The sequence below is a fragment of the Mahella sp. genome (assembly GCF_020054945.1).
Lineage (GTDB): Bacteria > Bacillota > Clostridia > Mahellales > Mahellaceae > Mahella.
The window spans coordinates 21,273-38,936 of record NZ_JAIHAU010000031.1; the positions used below are offsets into that span (position 1 = coordinate 21,273).

General features: G+C 41.6%; 13 protein-coding genes, 1 other RNA gene and 1 pseudogene. All 15 read left to right on the top strand.

The annotated features are described in order from the left end of the window. The first annotated feature begins 19 nt into the window (after nucleotides 1–19). Nucleotides 20–2,527 carry a single-stranded-DNA-specific exonuclease RecJ gene (gene recJ, locus JG770_RS07160; RefSeq protein WP_291957048.1) on the top strand — a complete coding sequence of 836 codons (2,508 nt, stop codon included), beginning with the start codon at nucleotides 20–22 and terminating at the stop codon, nucleotides 2,525–2,527. A gap of 17 nt (nucleotides 2,528–2,544) precedes the next feature. After that, complete coding sequence (locus JG770_RS07165) at nucleotides 2,545–3,069, top strand: adenine phosphoribosyltransferase (protein ID WP_291957051.1); 525 nt, start codon at nucleotides 2,545–2,547, stop codon at nucleotides 3,067–3,069. Nucleotides 3,070–3,126: 57 nt separating this feature from the next. Then, nucleotides 3,127–5,121 carry a bifunctional (p)ppGpp synthetase/guanosine-3',5'-bis(diphosphate) 3'-pyrophosphohydrolase gene (locus JG770_RS07170; protein WP_363320958.1) on the top strand — a complete coding sequence of 665 codons (1,995 nt, stop codon included), beginning with the start codon at nucleotides 3,127–3,129 and terminating at the stop codon, nucleotides 5,119–5,121. Further along, nucleotides 5,118–5,747, top strand: coding sequence for an MBL fold metallo-hydrolase (locus tag JG770_RS07175; protein ID WP_291957056.1), 630 nt, complete (start codon nucleotides 5,118–5,120; stop codon nucleotides 5,745–5,747). The genes JG770_RS07170 and JG770_RS07175 overlap by 4 nt, the downstream gene beginning before the upstream one ends. A gap of 28 nt (nucleotides 5,748–5,775) precedes the next feature. Further along, entirely contained in the window at nucleotides 5,776–5,946 is a 171-nt protein-coding gene (locus JG770_RS07180; protein WP_291957059.1) for a hypothetical protein, read from the top strand. Between the two features lie 62 nt (nucleotides 5,947–6,008). Then, complete coding sequence (hisS, locus tag JG770_RS07185; RefSeq protein ID WP_291957062.1) at nucleotides 6,009–7,271, top strand: histidine--tRNA ligase; 1,263 nt, start codon at nucleotides 6,009–6,011, stop codon at nucleotides 7,269–7,271. Between the two features lie 11 nt (nucleotides 7,272–7,282). After that, complete coding sequence (gene aspS / locus JG770_RS07190) at nucleotides 7,283–9,070, top strand: aspartate--tRNA ligase (RefSeq protein ID WP_291957066.1); 1,788 nt, start codon at nucleotides 7,283–7,285, stop codon at nucleotides 9,068–9,070. 69 nt (nucleotides 9,071–9,139) lie between these two features. Then, a non-coding RNA gene (ssrS, locus tag JG770_RS07195) (6S RNA) lies at nucleotides 9,140–9,322 on the top strand. Nucleotides 9,323–9,388: 66 nt separating this feature from the next. Continuing rightward, nucleotides 9,389–10,108: a tRNA threonylcarbamoyladenosine dehydratase gene (locus tag JG770_RS07200; protein WP_291957070.1), complete on the top strand. Its 720-nt coding sequence runs from the start codon at nucleotides 9,389–9,391 to the stop codon at nucleotides 10,106–10,108. A gap of 327 nt (nucleotides 10,109–10,435) precedes the next feature. Next, nucleotides 10,436–11,749, top strand: coding sequence for an MFS transporter (locus JG770_RS07205; RefSeq protein ID WP_291957072.1), 1,314 nt, complete (start codon nucleotides 10,436–10,438; stop codon nucleotides 11,747–11,749). A gap of 302 nt (nucleotides 11,750–12,051) precedes the next feature. After that, nucleotides 12,052–13,623, top strand: a pseudogene (locus tag JG770_RS07210) (IS1634 family transposase). Between the two features lie 666 nt (nucleotides 13,624–14,289). Continuing rightward, nucleotides 14,290–15,741: a hypothetical protein gene (locus JG770_RS07215; RefSeq protein WP_291957074.1), complete on the top strand. Its 1,452-nt coding sequence runs from the start codon at nucleotides 14,290–14,292 to the stop codon at nucleotides 15,739–15,741. A 146-nt stretch (nucleotides 15,742–15,887) separates the two neighbouring features. Next, on the top strand, nucleotides 15,888–16,313 hold the full coding sequence (locus JG770_RS07220; protein ID WP_291957076.1) for a hypothetical protein: 426 nt from the start codon (nucleotides 15,888–15,890) through the stop codon (nucleotides 16,311–16,313). A gap of 214 nt (nucleotides 16,314–16,527) precedes the next feature. After that, nucleotides 16,528–17,226 (top strand): hypothetical protein, encoded by a 699-nt coding sequence (locus tag JG770_RS07225; protein ID WP_291957078.1) that lies wholly within the window; start codon nucleotides 16,528–16,530, stop codon nucleotides 17,224–17,226. A 103-nt stretch (nucleotides 17,227–17,329) separates the two neighbouring features. Further along, nucleotides 17,330–17,608: a hypothetical protein gene (locus JG770_RS07230; RefSeq protein WP_291957080.1), complete on the top strand. Its 279-nt coding sequence runs from the start codon at nucleotides 17,330–17,332 to the stop codon at nucleotides 17,606–17,608. The last annotated feature ends 56 nt before the right edge of the window (nucleotides 17,609–17,664 follow it).

Here is a 17,664-nt window from a genome sequence, read left to right on the forward strand (position 1 = left end):
TTGCTTAAGGGTGTGGGAAATGTATATATATAAGCCTGTAAATTCGGGTCTAAATCGCGATGAGATTCAAGCCTTGTCGGATAAGATGAATATATCGCCGCTTTTAGCTCAACTATTGTGGCAGCGGGGTATAACCGATGAAATATCCGCCGCTGAATTTCTGCACCCGTCTTTATCGCAGCTGCATGATCCGTATGTTTTACCCGATATGGACGCCGCTGTGCATTGCATAAAGGCTGCTGTTCAAGATGGCGTTAAAATAGCCGTATACGGGGACTATGATGTCGACGGCATAACATCCGGCGCTATAATGTTGAGCGTATTGCATGATATGGGGGCCGACGCCATACCCTATTTACCTGACAGGTTTAGCGAAGGTTATGGCTTAAACAGCGATGCTATATATAAGCTCCATGATCAGGGTATAGGCCTTATAATAACGGTGGATTGCGGCATAACTGCCGTGGAAGAGACAGAATTGGCGCGCGAGCTTGGTATGCAGGTAGTGGTGACCGATCATCACCATTGCTCGGATAAATTGCCCGACGCTCAGGCAGTGGTCAATCCTCACAGGCCTGATGCAACCTACCCATTTGCCTCATTGGCCGGTGTAGGCGTGGCATTTAAGCTGGCATGCGCGCTGATAGGCTTGGATGCTGCTATGGATTATATAGACGTAGCAGCATTGGGTACAGTGGCCGACATAGTGCCTCTTGTGGGTGAGAATAGGGTAATAGTAAAATACGGCCTGCAGCGCATAAAGGATAATCCGAGGCTGGGCATAAAGGCTTTATGGCAGGCAGCAGGCTTAAAAGATGATATAAGCTGCATAAATACCGAACATATAGCGTTTCAGTTGGCGCCGCGGTTGAATGCTGCCGGACGTATGAGCAGTGCTATAAAAGGCTTAAAGTTGCTTATGAGCCAAGATACGGATGAAACCGCGGCATTGGCCAAGGATTTGGATGCCGACAATCGCCAGCGCCAGTCGATAGAGAGGCAGATCATTCAAGAGGCCGTCGGGATGATCGATGATACCGTGGATTTAAGGCGTGATTTTGCCATAGTATTGGCTAAAGAGGGCTGGCATCAAGGCGTGATAGGTATAGCGGCGGGCAAGCTGGCCGAGATGTATCATCGGCCGGTGCTTATGATAGCCCTGTCCGATGGTATGGGTCATGGCTCGGCGCGCAGCATACCGTCCTTGGATCTTTATCAAACACTGATTCAATGCAGAAAATACTTTGTAGCTTTCGGCGGCCATGCGCAGGCTGCCGGATTTTCAATACTGGAAGAGGATGTTAATGCTTTGCGCCGAAAGCTCAATGATGTCTTATCCGATGTACTTTCGCCTCAAGATGTCATGCCGCTTATCTATTATGATGCCGGCATAAATATCGAAGATATTTCGCCCGCTACATTGGACGAATTGAGCCTTCTGGAACCGTTTGGGGAGGCTAATGAGGAGCCCGTATTTCTGATAGGCGCAGCTCCGTTTAAGGATATGCGAGAGGTTGGTGCCGATAAAGCCCATTTAAAACTGTGTCTGACACAGGATGGAGCCGATCTCGACTGTATAGCATTTCGTAACGGCAATAAATATCAAGAACTGTGTTGCTGTCAGAGATTGGACGTTATAGGCTCTTTAGAGCTTAATACATGGAACGGCGTACAAAAAGTACAACTAAAAGCAGCCCATATAAGACCATCTATCGATAAGCAAAATTTGGACGCTTTTATATGCCAATACTACGATAATATAACCGATGGCTTTATAGCCGATAATGTTGAAATATCAGGTGATGCGTCATCCATAGATGATATATTGGAATCGAATGTTCATACGGAACAAAGAGATCAATGGTTGATCGAGCATGTATCCGGCAATATCAATAATCTGATACTGGTCAATACACAGGGTCAACTGGCTCATCTGTTGCACATGTTGAGGGAACGCAAAACATTGGAAATCATGGATATGCATTACAACTCGGCCGGCAATGACGCGGTGGTATATAACTGCATATTGGTTAATGCCGAACTATCGACATTAAACCTTAAACCGTTTACCCATGTAATACTATATGATGTACCTTTCAGCGCGAGCTATATTTTGAAATTAGCTGATAAAATAACCGATCAGGAACTCCATATAATTTTCGGGGCCGATCAACTAAAAGATAATATTGAAATGCTGAAGCAGTGGACTTTATCGCGCGGTGATATGGAGGGCCTTTATAAGGCACTCAGATATGCGGCGCGCCGTTCGGCACAATATAACATAAAAGCCGATCTTTTAATAGAGGCCGCCGGTATTAATGCATATAAATTAATGAAGGGATTGGATATTTTCCAGCAATTAAACTTGCTTAGATATAGCATGCTGCCCGATGGCATGGTATACATATGCATGCTACCTTACAGCCAAAAGATGAATTTGCGTGATAATGCTATCTATAGCGCTATGGAACGTTTACAAAAAGCATTTAAAGATTTCGAAAAATATGTTAAAATTAAATATAACTGAAAAGTGGGGGGTTTGCCATGGATGGATTAAAAGAAAAGATACGTGTAGTGCCTGATTTTCCTAAAAAAGGGATAAGCTTTAAGGATATAACCACTTTGCTTAAGGATAAGGAAGCCTATCATCACGTCATAAAAGAATTGGCAGCCGGATTAGATGATATAGATTTGGTGGTAGGGCCGGAAGCCAGAGGCTTTGTTATCGGGGCACCTTTGGCTTATGAGTTGTATGCCGGTTTTGTACTGGTGCGCAAGCCGGGTAAATTACCGGCTGCCACGATAAAATACGAATATGAACTTGAATACGGTACCGATGTACTGGAGATTCATAGAGACGCTATCGTACCCGGCCAACGAGTGGTAGTGGCTGATGATTTATTGGCCACAGGCGGCACGGCTTATTCGGTCGTCAAGCTCGTGCAAAGCCTTGGCGCAGAGGTGGTAGCCATTCGTTTTGTTATGGAGTTGACCGATCTCGGCGGTAGAGAACGTTTGAGTGAATTCAAGGACTGCGATATAAAATCGCTCATTCAATTTGATCATTAAATGGGAGTTAGGTTATGGAGATGTCCTTTAATATATGGATAAAGATTTATACGATAGATTAAAGCAGAGTTATCCTCTACAATATGTGCCGGTTTATTGCATGATGTTTTAGAGGATACTGATTATACGTATGATGATCTTGTAAAGCTTTTTGGCAAGGAAATCGCAGACCTTGTAGAGGGTGTTACAAAGCTGAATAAACTGGAGTTTCAGAGCAAAAAAGAGGCTCAAGCTGAAAATTTACGTAAGATGTTTATAGCCATGGCTAAGGACGTCAGGGTGATAATGGTAAAGCTGGCTGATCGCCTCCACAATATGCGCACGCTCAGATATCTGGATAAAGAAAGCCAGCTCAGAAATGCCAAGGAGACCATGGAAATATACGCTCCGTTAGCGCATAGGCTGGGTATATTTAGCATAAAGTGGGAATTAGAAGACCTTTCATTACGGTATCTTGACCCCGAAGCATATTATGATCTGGTTGATAAAGTGGCTGCTAAACGCAAGCAAAGAGAAGAATATATAAACCAGGTCATAACAACGATCAAAGAAAAAATTGCCGAAACGGGTATTGAAGCAACTGTGGATGGCCGGCCCAAGCATTTCTATAGCATATATAAAAAGATGAAATACCAGGGCAAGGCTTTTGACCAAATATATGATCTTATGGCCGTAAGGGTGATAGTGAATACCGTGCGCGATTGCTATGCCGTACTCGGTCTTATCCATACTATATGGAAACCGATACCCGGCAGATTCAAGGATTATATAGCCGTACCTAAGCCGAATATGTATCAGTCCTTGCATACAACCGTAGTGGGCCCAAAAGGAGAGCCTGTTGAGATACAAGTGCGTACGTGGGATATGCATAGGATAGCCGAATATGGTATAGCGGCTCATTGGAAATATAAAGAGGGCCGCTTAAAAAATACTGACCTGGATTCAAAATTGGCATGGTTGAGGCAGATACTGGAATGGCAAAGCGATGATCGCGATGCCGATGAATTCGTGGAATCATTAAAGGTCGATTTATTTAGCGATGAGGTTTTGGTTTTTACGCCTAAAGGCGATGTTATCGATTTGCCTAAAGGCTCTACGCCGCTTGACTTTGCTTATGCCATACACAGCGCTGTGGGTAATCGGTGTATCGGAGCTAAAATAAACGGCAAGATAGTGCCGCTCGATTATGAATTGCAGACCGGCGATATAGTGGAGATACTGACATCGCCGACGGTAAAGGGGCCCAGCCTGGATTGGTTAAAGATAGTTAAAACATCCCAGGCTAAGAGCAAAATAAATCAGTGGTTTAAAAAAGAGCAAAAAGCGGAAAACATATCAAAAGGCCATGAGCTGTTGGAAAGGGAGGCCAAAAAATACGGGCTTTCGCTCGGTCAACTTACAAAACCCGAGTGGATAGAACCTATAATAAAGAAATACAGCTTTCGCTCATTTGATGATATATATGCGGCGGTAGGCTATGGGGCTTTAACCCCTCATCAGGTATTGGCACGATTGGTGGAAGACTATCGTCAAACCCAGCAAAGCGATGAGAAGATCATTGAAACCATCAACAAAGCCATGCCGGAGCCTAAACAGTCAACGCCTACCACGATAAAAGTAAGCGATATCGACAACGTTATGATGAGGATATCCAAATGCTGTAATCCAGTTCCCGGCGATGAAATAGTAGGTTATATAACTCGCGGCAGAGGCATATCTATTCATCGAAAGGACTGTCCCAATGTGAGAAGTGGTGCGTTTGAACCCGAACGTTTGATAGATGTTCAGTGGGATGAGGCGCCGAAAACGGCATATGATGCAGGCGTGCAGGTGACGGCGCAGGATCGTTTTGCCTTGCTGGCCGATATTACCAATACCATAAGCGAGTCCAAAATAATGGTAACATCTGTAAACGCTAAAAGCAGACAGGATGGTATAGCAGTTATAAATCTGACCGTACAGATAACCGGTTTACAACAGTTGGATAAGCTGATGAAACAACTGAGAAAGTTGCCTAAGGTTATAAGCGTGGAAAGGGTCAATGCCTCATGAGAGTGAAAGTTTTACGTGTCGGTATGTATCAGACCAATTGTTATATATGGGCATATGATGATAATTCGGCAGTTATAATTGATCCGGGTGATGAAGGGGAGAAGATATACGAGATTGTAGTACAAGATAAATTGGCAATTACGCATATAATACTGACGCACGGTCATCCGGATCATGTCGGCGCAGTACCTTACTTAAAAAAGTTTACGGGCGCTAAAGTATTAATCCATAAAGATGATTGTTTTATGATAAATGATAACGAAACCTCCATTGCGTATTTATTGGGTATGAATCCAATATCGATAGTTCCAGACGGCTTTTTAGCAGATAATGATACTATTGATATAGGTCTTTCTAAAGCGCATATAATGCATACGCCCGGGCATACTCCAGGTAGTATATGTATTCAGGTAAAGGATTGTTTATTTACCGGCGATACATTATTTGCCGGATCTATAGGTCGTACTGATTTACCCGGAGGTGATCAATACAAGATGAGAATTTCTTTAAACCGTATTTTAACGAATATAGATGATAATACTATTTTATATCCCGGTCACGGTCCCTCGTCTACTATGAAGTATGAAAGGATAAGCAATCCATTTTTAGCGGATGTGGATCTATAAGCGAAATTAGAAGATGGAGGCAAGGTTTATGAGTAAAGATGGGTTCGATGATCGATACAAAGATCTTACGGATGTAGAAGTTACTGAGATGATGGATATGATAGAAGAAGGCATTGATGACAGGACCATAGCAGAGCAATTTGACATAGACCCTGAAACGGTACGACGCTTGAAGAAAGATTTGGAAAAAGACATATAGAGGTTGACGCCATGCCGTCTAAAATCTATAATTATATGTATAAAATCTTTTGGAGGTAAAGCATGGCGATAAATGCTCCTCGCGGCACTAAAGATGTGCTGCCTGATGAAGTATATAAATGGCAATATGTAGAATCTTTTATACGGCGCTGGACCGCGTTATTCGGGTATAAGGAGATCCGTACGCCTGTTTTTGAGCATACCGAGTTGTTTCAGAGGGGTGTAGGCGATACCACCGACATAGTGCAGAAGGAAATGTACACCTTTGAGGACAAAGGTAACAGAAGCATAACATTAAAACCGGAGGGGACAGCCGGTGTCGTTAGGGCGTATATAGAACATAAACTTTATGCTGAAGCCCAACCTATAAAACTGTATTATCTTTCCCCCATATTTCGATATGAACGTCCTCAGGCCGGCCGTTTAAGAGAGCATCATCAATTCGGCATAGAGGCTTTTGGCAGTTATGCTCCTTCCATAGATGCGGAGATAGTGGACCTCGCTATGTCCTTATTGAATGATTTGGGATTAAAAGACCTTGAAATCCATATTAACAGCATTGGGTGTAAAAAATGCAGGCCTGTGTATCACAAAGCGCTTATGGGCTATCTGGCCGATCGCCTTGATCAGTTATGCGACACGTGCCGTTCGCGCTACGATAAGAATCCGTTGAGGATACTGGACTGCAAGGAGAAAAGCTGCCAGGCGGTACTGACTGATGCGCCTGATATCGTCGATTATCTATGCGATGATTGTAAAAAGCATTTTGACAGCTTTCAAAATTATCTGTCGGCCATGGGCTATAAATATGAGGTGGATTCCAGGATAGTACGCGGATTGGATTATTATACGCGGACTGTGTTTGAAATATTATCTACGGACGAAAGGTCTCCGGGTACCATATGCGGCGGTGGCCGCTACGATGATCTGGTAGAGCAATGCGGAGGGCCATCGATGCCTGGTGCGGGTTTTGGCATGGGATTGGAACGATTGCTCATGTGCATGGATAGCCAAGGCATTGTTATACCGGCGCCAAAAGGGCCGGATTTGTTTATAGCAGCGGTGGGGGAGCAGGCATATAACTATTCGATTGGATTGGCGTCAATGCTGAGAAAACGCGATATATCTGTGGAGATAGACCATGTGGCTCGGAGTCTGAAAGGGCAGTTTAAGTATGCCGATAAGCTTAAAGCCCAGTATGTACTGGTTATAGGTTCCGATGAAATGGCTTCAGGTTATGTTTCATGCAAAAACATGAGCACAGGCCAAGATCAACGTATGAAACTCGATAATATTGCAGAACAACTGCACAGCTTATTGCATTAGGAGGAAATTTAATGGACGAGTTATTGGGAGGATTAAAGCGCACGCATACGTGCGGCCAACTGCGGATCAGCGATGTGGATAAATGCGCAGTGGTTATGGGATGGGTGCAAAGGCGCCGCGATTTGGGCGGCGTTATATTTATAGATTTGCGGGATAGGACCGGCGTAGTACAGGTAGTATTTAATGAGATATTTGATGCCGATGCCTTTGATAAAGCGCAGGCTCTGCGCAACGAATATGTCATAGCGGTGGTCGGCGATGTGGTTCGTCGCTCGGAGGATACTGTAAATCCTAAAATAAGCACCGGAGAAATAGAAATAAGAGCGCGCCAGCTTAAGGTCTTAGGGCGTTCTGAAACGCCGCCGTTTCCCATAGAAGACGATATAAACGTATCGGAGATATTGCGCCTTAAATATCGTTATTTGGACTTGCGCAGGCCGGGTATGCAGCGCAATCTTATGCTTCGTCATAAAGTATCTAAGATTACGCGCGATTTTTTGTCCGACGAGGGGTTTATTGAGGTTGAGACGCCTATGCTTACCAAGAGCACACCTGAAGGCGCCAGGGATTACCTTGTACCCAGCCGTTTGCATGCAGGCTCATTTTATGCGTTGCCGCAATCCCCGCAGCTTTTTAAGCAGCTCTTAATGATATCCGGCTTTGATAAATACTTTCAGATAGCCAGGTGTTTCAGGGATGAGGACCTCAGAGCCGATAGACAGCCCGAGTTTACACAGATAGATTTGGAAATGTCTTTCGTCGATGTAGAGGATGTAATAGCGCTCAACGAACAGCTTATAGCCAGGATATTTAAGGATGCCATAGGCATGGACATATCATTGCCGCTCAAACGCCTTACATATAAAGAGGCTATGGAACGTTATGGTTCTGATAAACCCGATACCCGTTTCGGCTTAGAGATTAGGGATATAAGCGACATAGTACGAACGAGCCAGTTTAAGGTATTTGTCGACGCAGTAGCTCACGGCGGTAGCGTACGCGGCATAAATGTGATAGATGGAGCTGATAAATTCGCACGCAGGGAATTAGATGCATTGGTCGATTTTGTCAAGACGTTTGGGGCTAAAGGCCTGGCGTGGATAACCATTACAGCCGACGAATTAAAATCACCTATAACGAAATTTTTAAGTCAAGATGAGATAGACGCTATACTCGGGCGTATGAATGCCAAAGCGGGCGATTTGCTTTTATTTGTGGCCGATAAGGATGATGTGGTATTCGATTCGTTGGGCCAGTTGCGACTGGAACTGGGCAAACGCCTTAACCTTATAGACGATAGCCGTTACGACCTTTTGTGGGTAACCGAGTTTCCGCTTTTGGAATACAGCGAGGAGGAAAAACGCTATGTAGCCAAACATCATCCGTTTACATCACCGATGGATGAGGACATATCGCTGTTGGATAGCGAGCCGTGGAAAGCCAGGGCAAAGGCCTACGATATGGTATTAAACGGAAACGAGATAGGCGGAGGCAGCATAAGGATACACAGTACCGAACTTCAGCAGAAAATGTTCGAGGTATTGGGATTTTCCAAAGAAGATGCATGGGAAAGATTCGGTTTCTTGCTCAAAGCGTTCGAATACGGGGCTCCGCCGCATGGCGGCATGGCATACGGGCTGGATCGCCTTGTCATGCTGTTGGCGGGACTGGATACAATACGCGATGTCATAGCCTTTCCTAAGGTGCAGAATGCCTCTTGTCCGCTCACTGAAGCGCCGACGCCTGTGGAGGAGAAACAATTAAAGGAGCTTCATATAAAGGTACGGCAGGAGCAATAATGTGGTAAATTATTGCTGTTGAAAATCGCTACATTTTGTGATATTATATATTCATGGACAGAGCAGAATAATTCCCTGCTGTGTGCGTGATGATATGGCGTTTCATATGAGCCAACGTATGAACGATAGGGAATCCGGTCTCTGGATGTGGCATATACGCCTCATGACGAGGACATATAAAACATTCAGGAGGATACCCACCTGCTGAGGGCAGGTTCATTGAAGCCATGGACACGGCACGGTGGGGATGTATTGTGTTTGTGCAATAGGGCAGCGTAAGCTGCCCTTTTTATATATTATTTTTGAAAGGGAAGGATCATGCTTCATCCATTTTCACGTACCGAGCTTCTTATAGGTTCAGAAGCGTTAAATATACTTAAAAATAAAAAAGTGGCGATATGCGGGGTAGGCGGCGTAGGCAGCTTCGTTGCCGAAGGGCTGATCCGATCGAATATAGGTCGTTTTGTGCTGGTGGATGACGATACTGTTTGTTTGACCAACATTAATCGTCAAATCCATGCTACTTATAAGACTGTGGGTAGGCCCAAAGTAGAGGTTATGAGAGAAAGAATGCTGGATATAAACCCGAACGCAGAGGTGGCGGCTATACGGCAATTCATTACTTACGACAATGTGGACGGCATAATAAGCGATGATTTGGATTATGTGGTGGATGCTGTGGATACCGTATCGGCTAAAATAGCGTTGGTATTGGCCTGTAAGCAAAAAAACATACCTATAATAAGCTGTATGGGTGCGGGCAACAAACTTGATCCCACGGCTTTTAAGATAGCCGATATATATGAAACCTCCATATGTCCGTTGGCTAAGGTTATGCGAAGCGAGCTGAAAAAGCGCGGCGTCAGCAGCCTTAAAGTATTATATTCCGTTGAGCAGCCCATTAAACCGCAAGGTACTATAGAAGAGCAATCCGTCAAACGCCAGATTCCAGGAAGTATATCCTTTGTACCTTCGGTTGCAGGGCTCATTATAGCCGGAGAAGTGATAAAGGACCTGATAGGTTATAAATCGATTTGACATATTCAGTTTGGAGGTCAGAAGTCGGAGGTCGGATAAGAAAGACCGAAGTCGTTAGTTGCGTTTTTGTAGCAACTGTATGCCCTATATGTTAGGATAGCTGTCGTATAGGGGCTAAGCCGGTATAAATATGGATATCCTCTGGAGGCTCTCTAAACTGACTGGGAATTCAATGGATTTCCAGCATAACCTGTATAGCTTTCGAAATAGAGCCTAACAAGGGTGAATGTTGGAGGTAAGACATAAACAGTCTAGCCTTTAACATAGATTTTAAGCGCTTTCGAAGTTTTCGAAAGTACTCTTATAGTTAAATAGAGGTGAATCAATATGGGAAAAAAATTCATGACTTTTTGGCTAAGTCAAACAATATTACAATTAGGCAGTGAAATGACTAGCTTTGCTTTAATTATATGGTCATACCAACAAACTAATTCTGCGATGTCCGTTTCATTAATGGCATTTTGCTTTTATTTACCTTTTATTTTAGTAAGTATATTTGCAGGAAATTTTATTGACAAAAATAGCAAGAAAAAAATTATGTTGTTGTCAGACTTAATCGCTACAATTTGTTCTGTATTAATCTTAATTTTAAATTTTAATGGAAGTCTATATATTTACCATATATATGCATATAACATGATAAATGGTTTAATGAACGCTTTTCAATCTCCAGCTGAAACTGTTGCTATTGGAATGATGGTTCCCCCTGACAAATATGCTAAAGCGAGCGGATATAGTTCATTCTCGGAAAACTTGTTAACTATAGTTACGCCAATTCTATCGACCACTTTATTTTCTTTTATGGGGTTAGATTACATTATCTTCTTTGACTTGGCAACCTTTATATTTGCATTTTTTGTTCTTTTATATTTTATTAAACTACCAGAAAATATTAAAAGTGAGAAAACAGGAATACTTGACGGGTGTAAAGAAGGTCTTTCTTTTCTAAATAAAAATCGAGGACTTCTTTACATTATCTTAGGTATGGCTCTGCTGAACTTTTTCTCAAGGTTGACATATCAAAATATATTGTCTCCTATGCTATTAGCTAGGACAAATAAAAATAATGAAGTTTTAGGTATTGTTACCTCTATACTAGGGATAGGTGGGGTTCTCGGAGGAATGTTGGTTGCTGCAAAGAAAAATGGTTTTAAAAATAATTTGAAGTCTATTTTTTTCTCAGCAGCATTTTCTTTCCTTTTTGGGGATTTGCTAATGGGATTAGGCCAAAATGTATATTTGTGGAGTATTGCTGCACTAGCTGCAAGTATTCCAATACCATTTGTTTTCGCAGGACAAAGGACCATAATGTATAATACAGTTCCTAAAGATTTACAAGGTAGAGTTTTTGCTGTTAGAAACGCCATTCAGTACTGTACTATACCTGTTGGTATTTTATTGGGGGGATTTTTGGCTGATTTTGTTTTTGAGCCTTTTATGCAGAATAGCAAAAGTGTTTTGGCTGAATCTTTAAGAAATCTGGTCGGTACTGGAAGCGGTAGCGGAATGGCAGTAATGTTTTTATGTACAGGAGTTTTGGGATTTATTTCAAGCATTTTATTATATATCAACCGAAATGTTAAAAAATTAAATGACAAGGATTCTCCATCGATAATTAAGCAAGAAGTTCAAGTCCGCTGAGTCTATGTGACAAGTCAAATACTTTTTAATCGTACGAAGGATATATTTCTAGAGTCCATGTGTCCAAGCAGATACTTTCGCAACAGTAAAAATTTTAGGCCATCCCAAAATTTGTATAAATCCACTATGGTGTGAAATGAAAGCGCCACGATAGATATTTATACAAATTTTGAAATCTCTAGTTATCAAGCCACTCATTAAATTCTTCCAGCGATATCTTCCCATTCTGGATTCCCGTTATCTCATAACGAGGGGTGATGTATATGGCGGCGATTGTTTATTAAACAGACAAACGATCAGGTATAACTTACGCATATGAATCAGTATCTTACTGGGATAAGGAGAAAAAACAGTCCCGTGCCAAACGTACTTTGATAGGGCGGGTAAACGTAGAAACCGGCGAAATTATTCCTACTGATGGCAGAGGCAGAAAGAAGGATGATTTAACTGCATCTGCGAAAAGATGGCCATCTCCGACAACCGAATCAGCACGATACTTCTACGGTGCCACGTACCTGTTAGATGCCATTGGTGAAAAACTGGGTGTTACGAACGACTTAAAATATTGTTTCCCTGATACATATAAGCAGATGCTTTCCATAGCCTATTATCTTATTCTCGAGGACAGTAACCCACTATCTCGTTTTGAAAAATGGAGTGACCTTCATAAACATCCTTACGGAAAAAATATCCCATCTCAGCGCAGTAGCCAACTCTTTGCATCGATCACCGAAGTTGCAAAGGAAAAATTCTTCCGGTTGCAGGGTAGGCGCCGGTCTGAGAAAGAGTACTGAGCTTATGATATTACGTCCATCTCCAGCAGCTCCGAATTGCTCCGTCAAGTACAGTATGGAAAGAATAAGGAAGACGACAAGCTGCCGCAGATTAACTTGGCACTTGTATTTGGGGAAGACTCCAACCTTCCCTTCTATTACCGGAAACTTGCTGGTAATAGAAGGGATTCCAAGACAGTCAAAAACCTCCTGGCCGATCTTGATATACTTGGTTTTCCCAAGGTAAAGCTAGTCATGGATCGTGGTTTCTATAGTGAGGATAATATCAACGGCCTCTACAAGGAACATCTGAAGTTTCTGATCTCAGTAAAGACGTCACTAAATTTTGTGAAAAAGGAACTGGATGCCATCTATGATGATTTCCGCACCTTTGAAAACTACAGTGAGAAGTACGAGCTATATTCACACACCATCCAGACGGAATGGGAATACAAGCAGGAACGCCCTTATAAAGGTGACGTCATAGAAGACAGCCGGCGTATCTATATCCATTTGTATTACAACATCGATAAGGCCGCTGAGGATGAAGAAAACTTTGATAGAAATCTGATAGCTATGCGTCACGAACTGGAATCCGACAAAAGAATTCCCGAACACGAAAAGCAATATGCAAAATATTTTATTACTAAAACTACGCCTAAACGTGGGACGAAGGTTATCGTAAAAGAAGATGCTGTAAAGAAAGCAAAGCGATATTACGGCTTCTTCGCACTTATTACCAATGAGACCATGGATTCCATCACTGCTTTGGAAATATACCGTAACAAAGATGTTGTTGAGAAAGCCTTCGGCAATCTCAAAGAAAGATTAAATATGAGGCGTACGCTGGTGTCGTCAGAACAAAGCCTTGACGGTAAACTATTTGTTGAGTTCATTGCACTTATTTATCTTTCCTATATCAAAAAGCAGATGCAGGATCATGATTTGTTTAAAAGTTATACGCTGCAGGGTGTCCTTGACAAGCTGGATGTTATCGAATGCTTTGAGAGTCCGGGGCGGGAACTACGCATTGGTGAGCTTCTCGAGAAACAGAAGGAGCTTTATATAAAATTAGGTGTTACTCCGCCTACCTCGTTATGAGTAGGCGGGAATCTAGGATATAGGCATTAGATTCGGCGATGGACAGAACAACAATCTGAGACTGTCATTTAATATGCAGAAAGCATATGAATCGGCTAAACAGTTTACTGAACTTATGCAGCAAAGAGGCGCGGGGGGATTTTATAAAACACTTCTTTTAAGGCGTATAGGCAGTCCAATGAAAACCGCATGATTGCGTGATGGGCTCAAAAAATAGGATCACCTATTAAGATACAAACAGTCGGGTTTTTAAGATGAATTTTAAGCACCTTCGGAGGTTCCGAAAGTACTCCTGAATTGTATTTGGAAGTGATTCCATTTCGTAATAAGTGGATCAAAAATTCGTTAAAAATATTTTTTAAAAAAATGCAACTTTTTACGCCATAAGATAGTCTAATATAAAGAGAAGAGAACGGAGGATGATATCATGACCTAGAAGAATAACTAATATAAGGGATTTGAGCGGTGACAATTAGAGAAGACTCTCGAAAACTGACTGGGGGCTAAATAGATTCCCAACATAGTCCATACAGCTTTCGGGATAGTGCCCAACAAAGGTGAATGTTGAAGGCAAGACATAAACAGTCTAGCCTTTAACATAGATTTTAAGCGCTTTCGGAGTTTTTGAAAGTGCTCCAATAAAATTCTAAAAGGAGTTGAAAGTACATGAAAAGATGTAATCGTCTTTTGAGAGTATCCTTGGTCCTGGTAATGGTGTTGGCCCTCACTTTCGGGATGGCAACGACTACATTTGCTAAAGAAAGTCAGTACAGGTCGGACGCAGATACAACAATCGTAGCTACAAACACAGGTACGCTTTTCGCAATTGATGAGATCGGCGGTATAAGTGCATCATCAGTTGATTCCTTGTTCGGCAACAATCAAAAGATAAGTCGAGGGGTTGCCCCTAAATTGTCAAATATGACATTAGCATATGAGAATGGCAAACTTGTACTCCATGCTATCTTAACATGTGATAGTGAAGTTATTGATTTGGTGTCATCGGGTGATCTTTATAAAAATGAAAAAACTGATAATGCGGAGACGTACGGAAATTTAATTCTCGGCGACATGAGTGATAGTGACAATATTCACTTTGTACAACTTAGAATCGATAAGGAAAAATCACTCATAATGATTATTCTGCAAGCAAAAGATACCAAACAGTTAATGCAGTTTCAGGCGCCAATTGACCACGATATATTTGATACCCTATACCATGCACAGGAAAATCAGTTGAGTGGCACAGCTCTTGAGGAAAAGATAATTGACTTGTATAGTGTTGCAGGGAACTTGATTGATAAGGACTCTACGAATATGACTGAAGAAAGTGGTTCGATGTCACCAGTGGTTTCAACAAATGATATTCGGCCTATGGCAACATACAGTGGATGGACTGCCCTCATAAACGCCCTAAATGCAAACGGAAGCGTCCGCCTTAGTAATTATAGCAACATTGATGCATCCGTGTTTACAAGTTCTGGCTGGCGCTACGACAATACATGGGGTAGTACACCTTATTCCTTTGTATCATATGGTTTACCCAATGGCCCTGGTGAATACTTAATTCAATTTGCACTGGTTGACATTGTAACACAAAGCAATTCTGGAGGAGCTAGTGATTTGTGGGAAATAGGTATGCAAGCCAGGTATAAAGACGGAATGCTCGTTAGTTATGATACATATTCAGATATGCTATCTGTATTCTATTATGGATTGGGAATCCGCTTTGATAACTATGCTATTGGTATTAATGGGCTGACAAATAATGCAGTTTTTATTAACAGATCTGTCAATAGAGCCTATTATGAGGCCAGCGGAAGTATAGTTCGTGCGGCAATTTCGGTTTCCAGGCCACTCGATACGATTGCTAACGTTTTTGACTATTTGTTCCCATATCAAGATCAAAATATAAATAGTACACAATTATTTGATCAAACATATAGTCAACAATATACAAGGTATAACGGCAAGGTTATACGAGGTATTGCAGCAACTACTGGGAGCAATATTCTCAGCCGTACAGGGCATTTCATTAATGTTTATGGTACTATTCGGTATAACACAAAGCCTAGCTGGCGGTATGGATATAATTATACTGCCCACCATAACTTATAAATAATGTGTATTTAAAAAAGCCTAAAGCCGTAAAACCAACTGGCTCTGTCCTATGCAGTCGGCGTTATCAAACGCCGACTGCATAGACGTATTTGTACTATGGAAAGATGTAGCAATATATAGGTATGAATTAATGAAAGGTTATTATGATGAAGAAAAGGCTATGGATATTCATTCTGTTTCTTGCTTTTTTACTTATTATCGTAACAATTATTATCGCAAGCAATAAGAAACAAGAACCTGGAATAACTGTCTTATACTCAGAAGAAACCGACCAAATAACGGTTTATGCAACCAGGCCTTCTAATAAAAATGAGCCTTATGAATATGAAAATAGACTAAGCGGGAAAGAAATAGTTTCATTATCAAGCCGTTATACAAAAGATAGCACAGATATATTTGTTTTTGATATTCTTGGCAATGGTACATCAGAATTGGCTTTCTTTAGCATTGATCCACAAGACGCAAGCAACAAATATAAATTCGCCTATGAGCTTAAAATTGTCGTAACAGACAACGCTGTTAACTTAAACAATATACTTTGGAGGAGAAAACTGATGATTGACAGATAATATCGTCCTTATAGCAGAGTCAAATTTCGATTTATCGAGCGGACCGACTCCTTTTGTTGGGTGTCGGTCTGCTTTGTTAGTTTTTATTTGTGGGATTATATTTCCAAGTCAAAAATCAGTACTTATTATTCTATGAGCACTGATTGGGTCCCCTCGTTATTCACCCACGACACGGAATTTCAAATTACATATTAATTTAAGGGGGCTATACTACATGAGTAAAAAGAAATGGATTGCAGTTGTTATGCTTTGTGTGTCTTTAGCAGTCATTATAGCTTTACCTGCATTTGCTTCGAATAACGCCCAAATCAAAATTCCCAGAGACTTTTTTGTTAAGTTTGCGAAAACAATTAAATATTATAATGGTAATAATGATAGCAAAGTAGCCTTTAAGATTGGAAATATTCAAGTTCCTGTAAGTGAAGTAGAAAAGAAAAAAGAGCTATTAGAGCAAGCAGGTAATGGGAATGTAACATATGATGAAGTTGTTAAAAGCATAGCAAGAAACAAGATATTGCTGGAAGAAGCGAAGAAGAGAGGCATAGAAATAACATTTGAACAGGCAAAAAAACGTTCATTACAAGAAAAAGACGAAATATATAAAAATGCAGACAAGGATCAGATAGCAGCTGTGGAAGAGTATATCAAAGCGCTGGGCATTAGCAGCGACGAATACTGGAACGATTATAACGCTAAAGAATATCAGATATACATGACTGTTAATGCTTTATACGAAGATATTATAAAAGAAGCCGAGCAAGGCGGAAAGATAGAAAAATTTCCCAGTAAAACAGGTGAAACTAAAGAAATTCAGAAAAAATTTGTGGAAGATTATATAGAAAACTTTTTGAATAATACTAAAATTGAAGTGGTAGATAGTGATTTAAAAGGAAAACTTAAAGAAATAAAATGAATTATATTTAAGAATCCTACCAAGGTGCTTCTGCAATAACCAGAGCCTATATTAGAACCCGAGTTGTCGTTGGGAACCGGTTCGGTGCTAGATATGCAGCTCAGTGAGATACCGAGTTCGTCAAAGCGCAGCCAACAGCCAGTATTATCTGGAATTGGTAAGCGAAAGGTACACTAGTACATGTGTTAGAAAAGCTGTATACGACAAAACCACACGTACGATTTTGGTGTGCTGCGAAAGCTGCACCAAAGATGGAGGAAGGCCCTCCGGCAGGGACTGGTCAGGCAGACCTGCCAAACAGCCTTCTGCTGCTGTAGTCAAAAGCTACGGTAGTGAGCGACGAAGGAAAAGTCCATATGAAATGGGCATGTGGGTTCTATGAAGATGAACGCAAGTGAACCGCTGATGAGGTGTCGATAGCGTAAAGTGATGTCAAAA

Coding starts and splice junctions, on each gene's coding strand:
- JG770_RS07220 (WP_291957076.1), top strand. CDS start 15,888: ATGATGAAGAAAAGGCTATGGATATTCATTCTGTTTCTTGCTTTTTTA.
- JG770_RS07200 (WP_291957070.1), top strand. CDS start 9,389: ATGCTTCATCCATTTTCACGTACCGAGCTTCTTATAGGTTCAGAAGCG.
- hisS (WP_291957062.1), top strand. CDS start 6,009: ATGGCGATAAATGCTCCTCGCGGCACTAAAGATGTGCTGCCTGATGAA.
- JG770_RS07180 (WP_291957059.1), top strand. CDS start 5,776: ATGAGTAAAGATGGGTTCGATGATCGATACAAAGATCTTACGGATGTA.
- JG770_RS07175 (WP_291957056.1), top strand. CDS start 5,118: ATGAGAGTGAAAGTTTTACGTGTCGGTATGTATCAGACCAATTGTTAT.
- recJ (WP_291957048.1), top strand. CDS start 20: ATGTATATATATAAGCCTGTAAATTCGGGTCTAAATCGCGATGAGATT.
- JG770_RS07225 (WP_291957078.1), top strand. CDS start 16,528: ATGAGTAAAAAGAAATGGATTGCAGTTGTTATGCTTTGTGTGTCTTTA.
- JG770_RS07165 (WP_291957051.1), top strand. CDS start 2,545: ATGGATGGATTAAAAGAAAAGATACGTGTAGTGCCTGATTTTCCTAAA.
- JG770_RS07205 (WP_291957072.1), top strand. CDS start 10,436: ATGGGAAAAAAATTCATGACTTTTTGGCTAAGTCAAACAATATTACAA.
- aspS (WP_291957066.1), top strand. CDS start 7,283: ATGGACGAGTTATTGGGAGGATTAAAGCGCACGCATACGTGCGGCCAA.
- JG770_RS07215 (WP_291957074.1), top strand. CDS start 14,290: ATGAAAAGATGTAATCGTCTTTTGAGAGTATCCTTGGTCCTGGTAATG.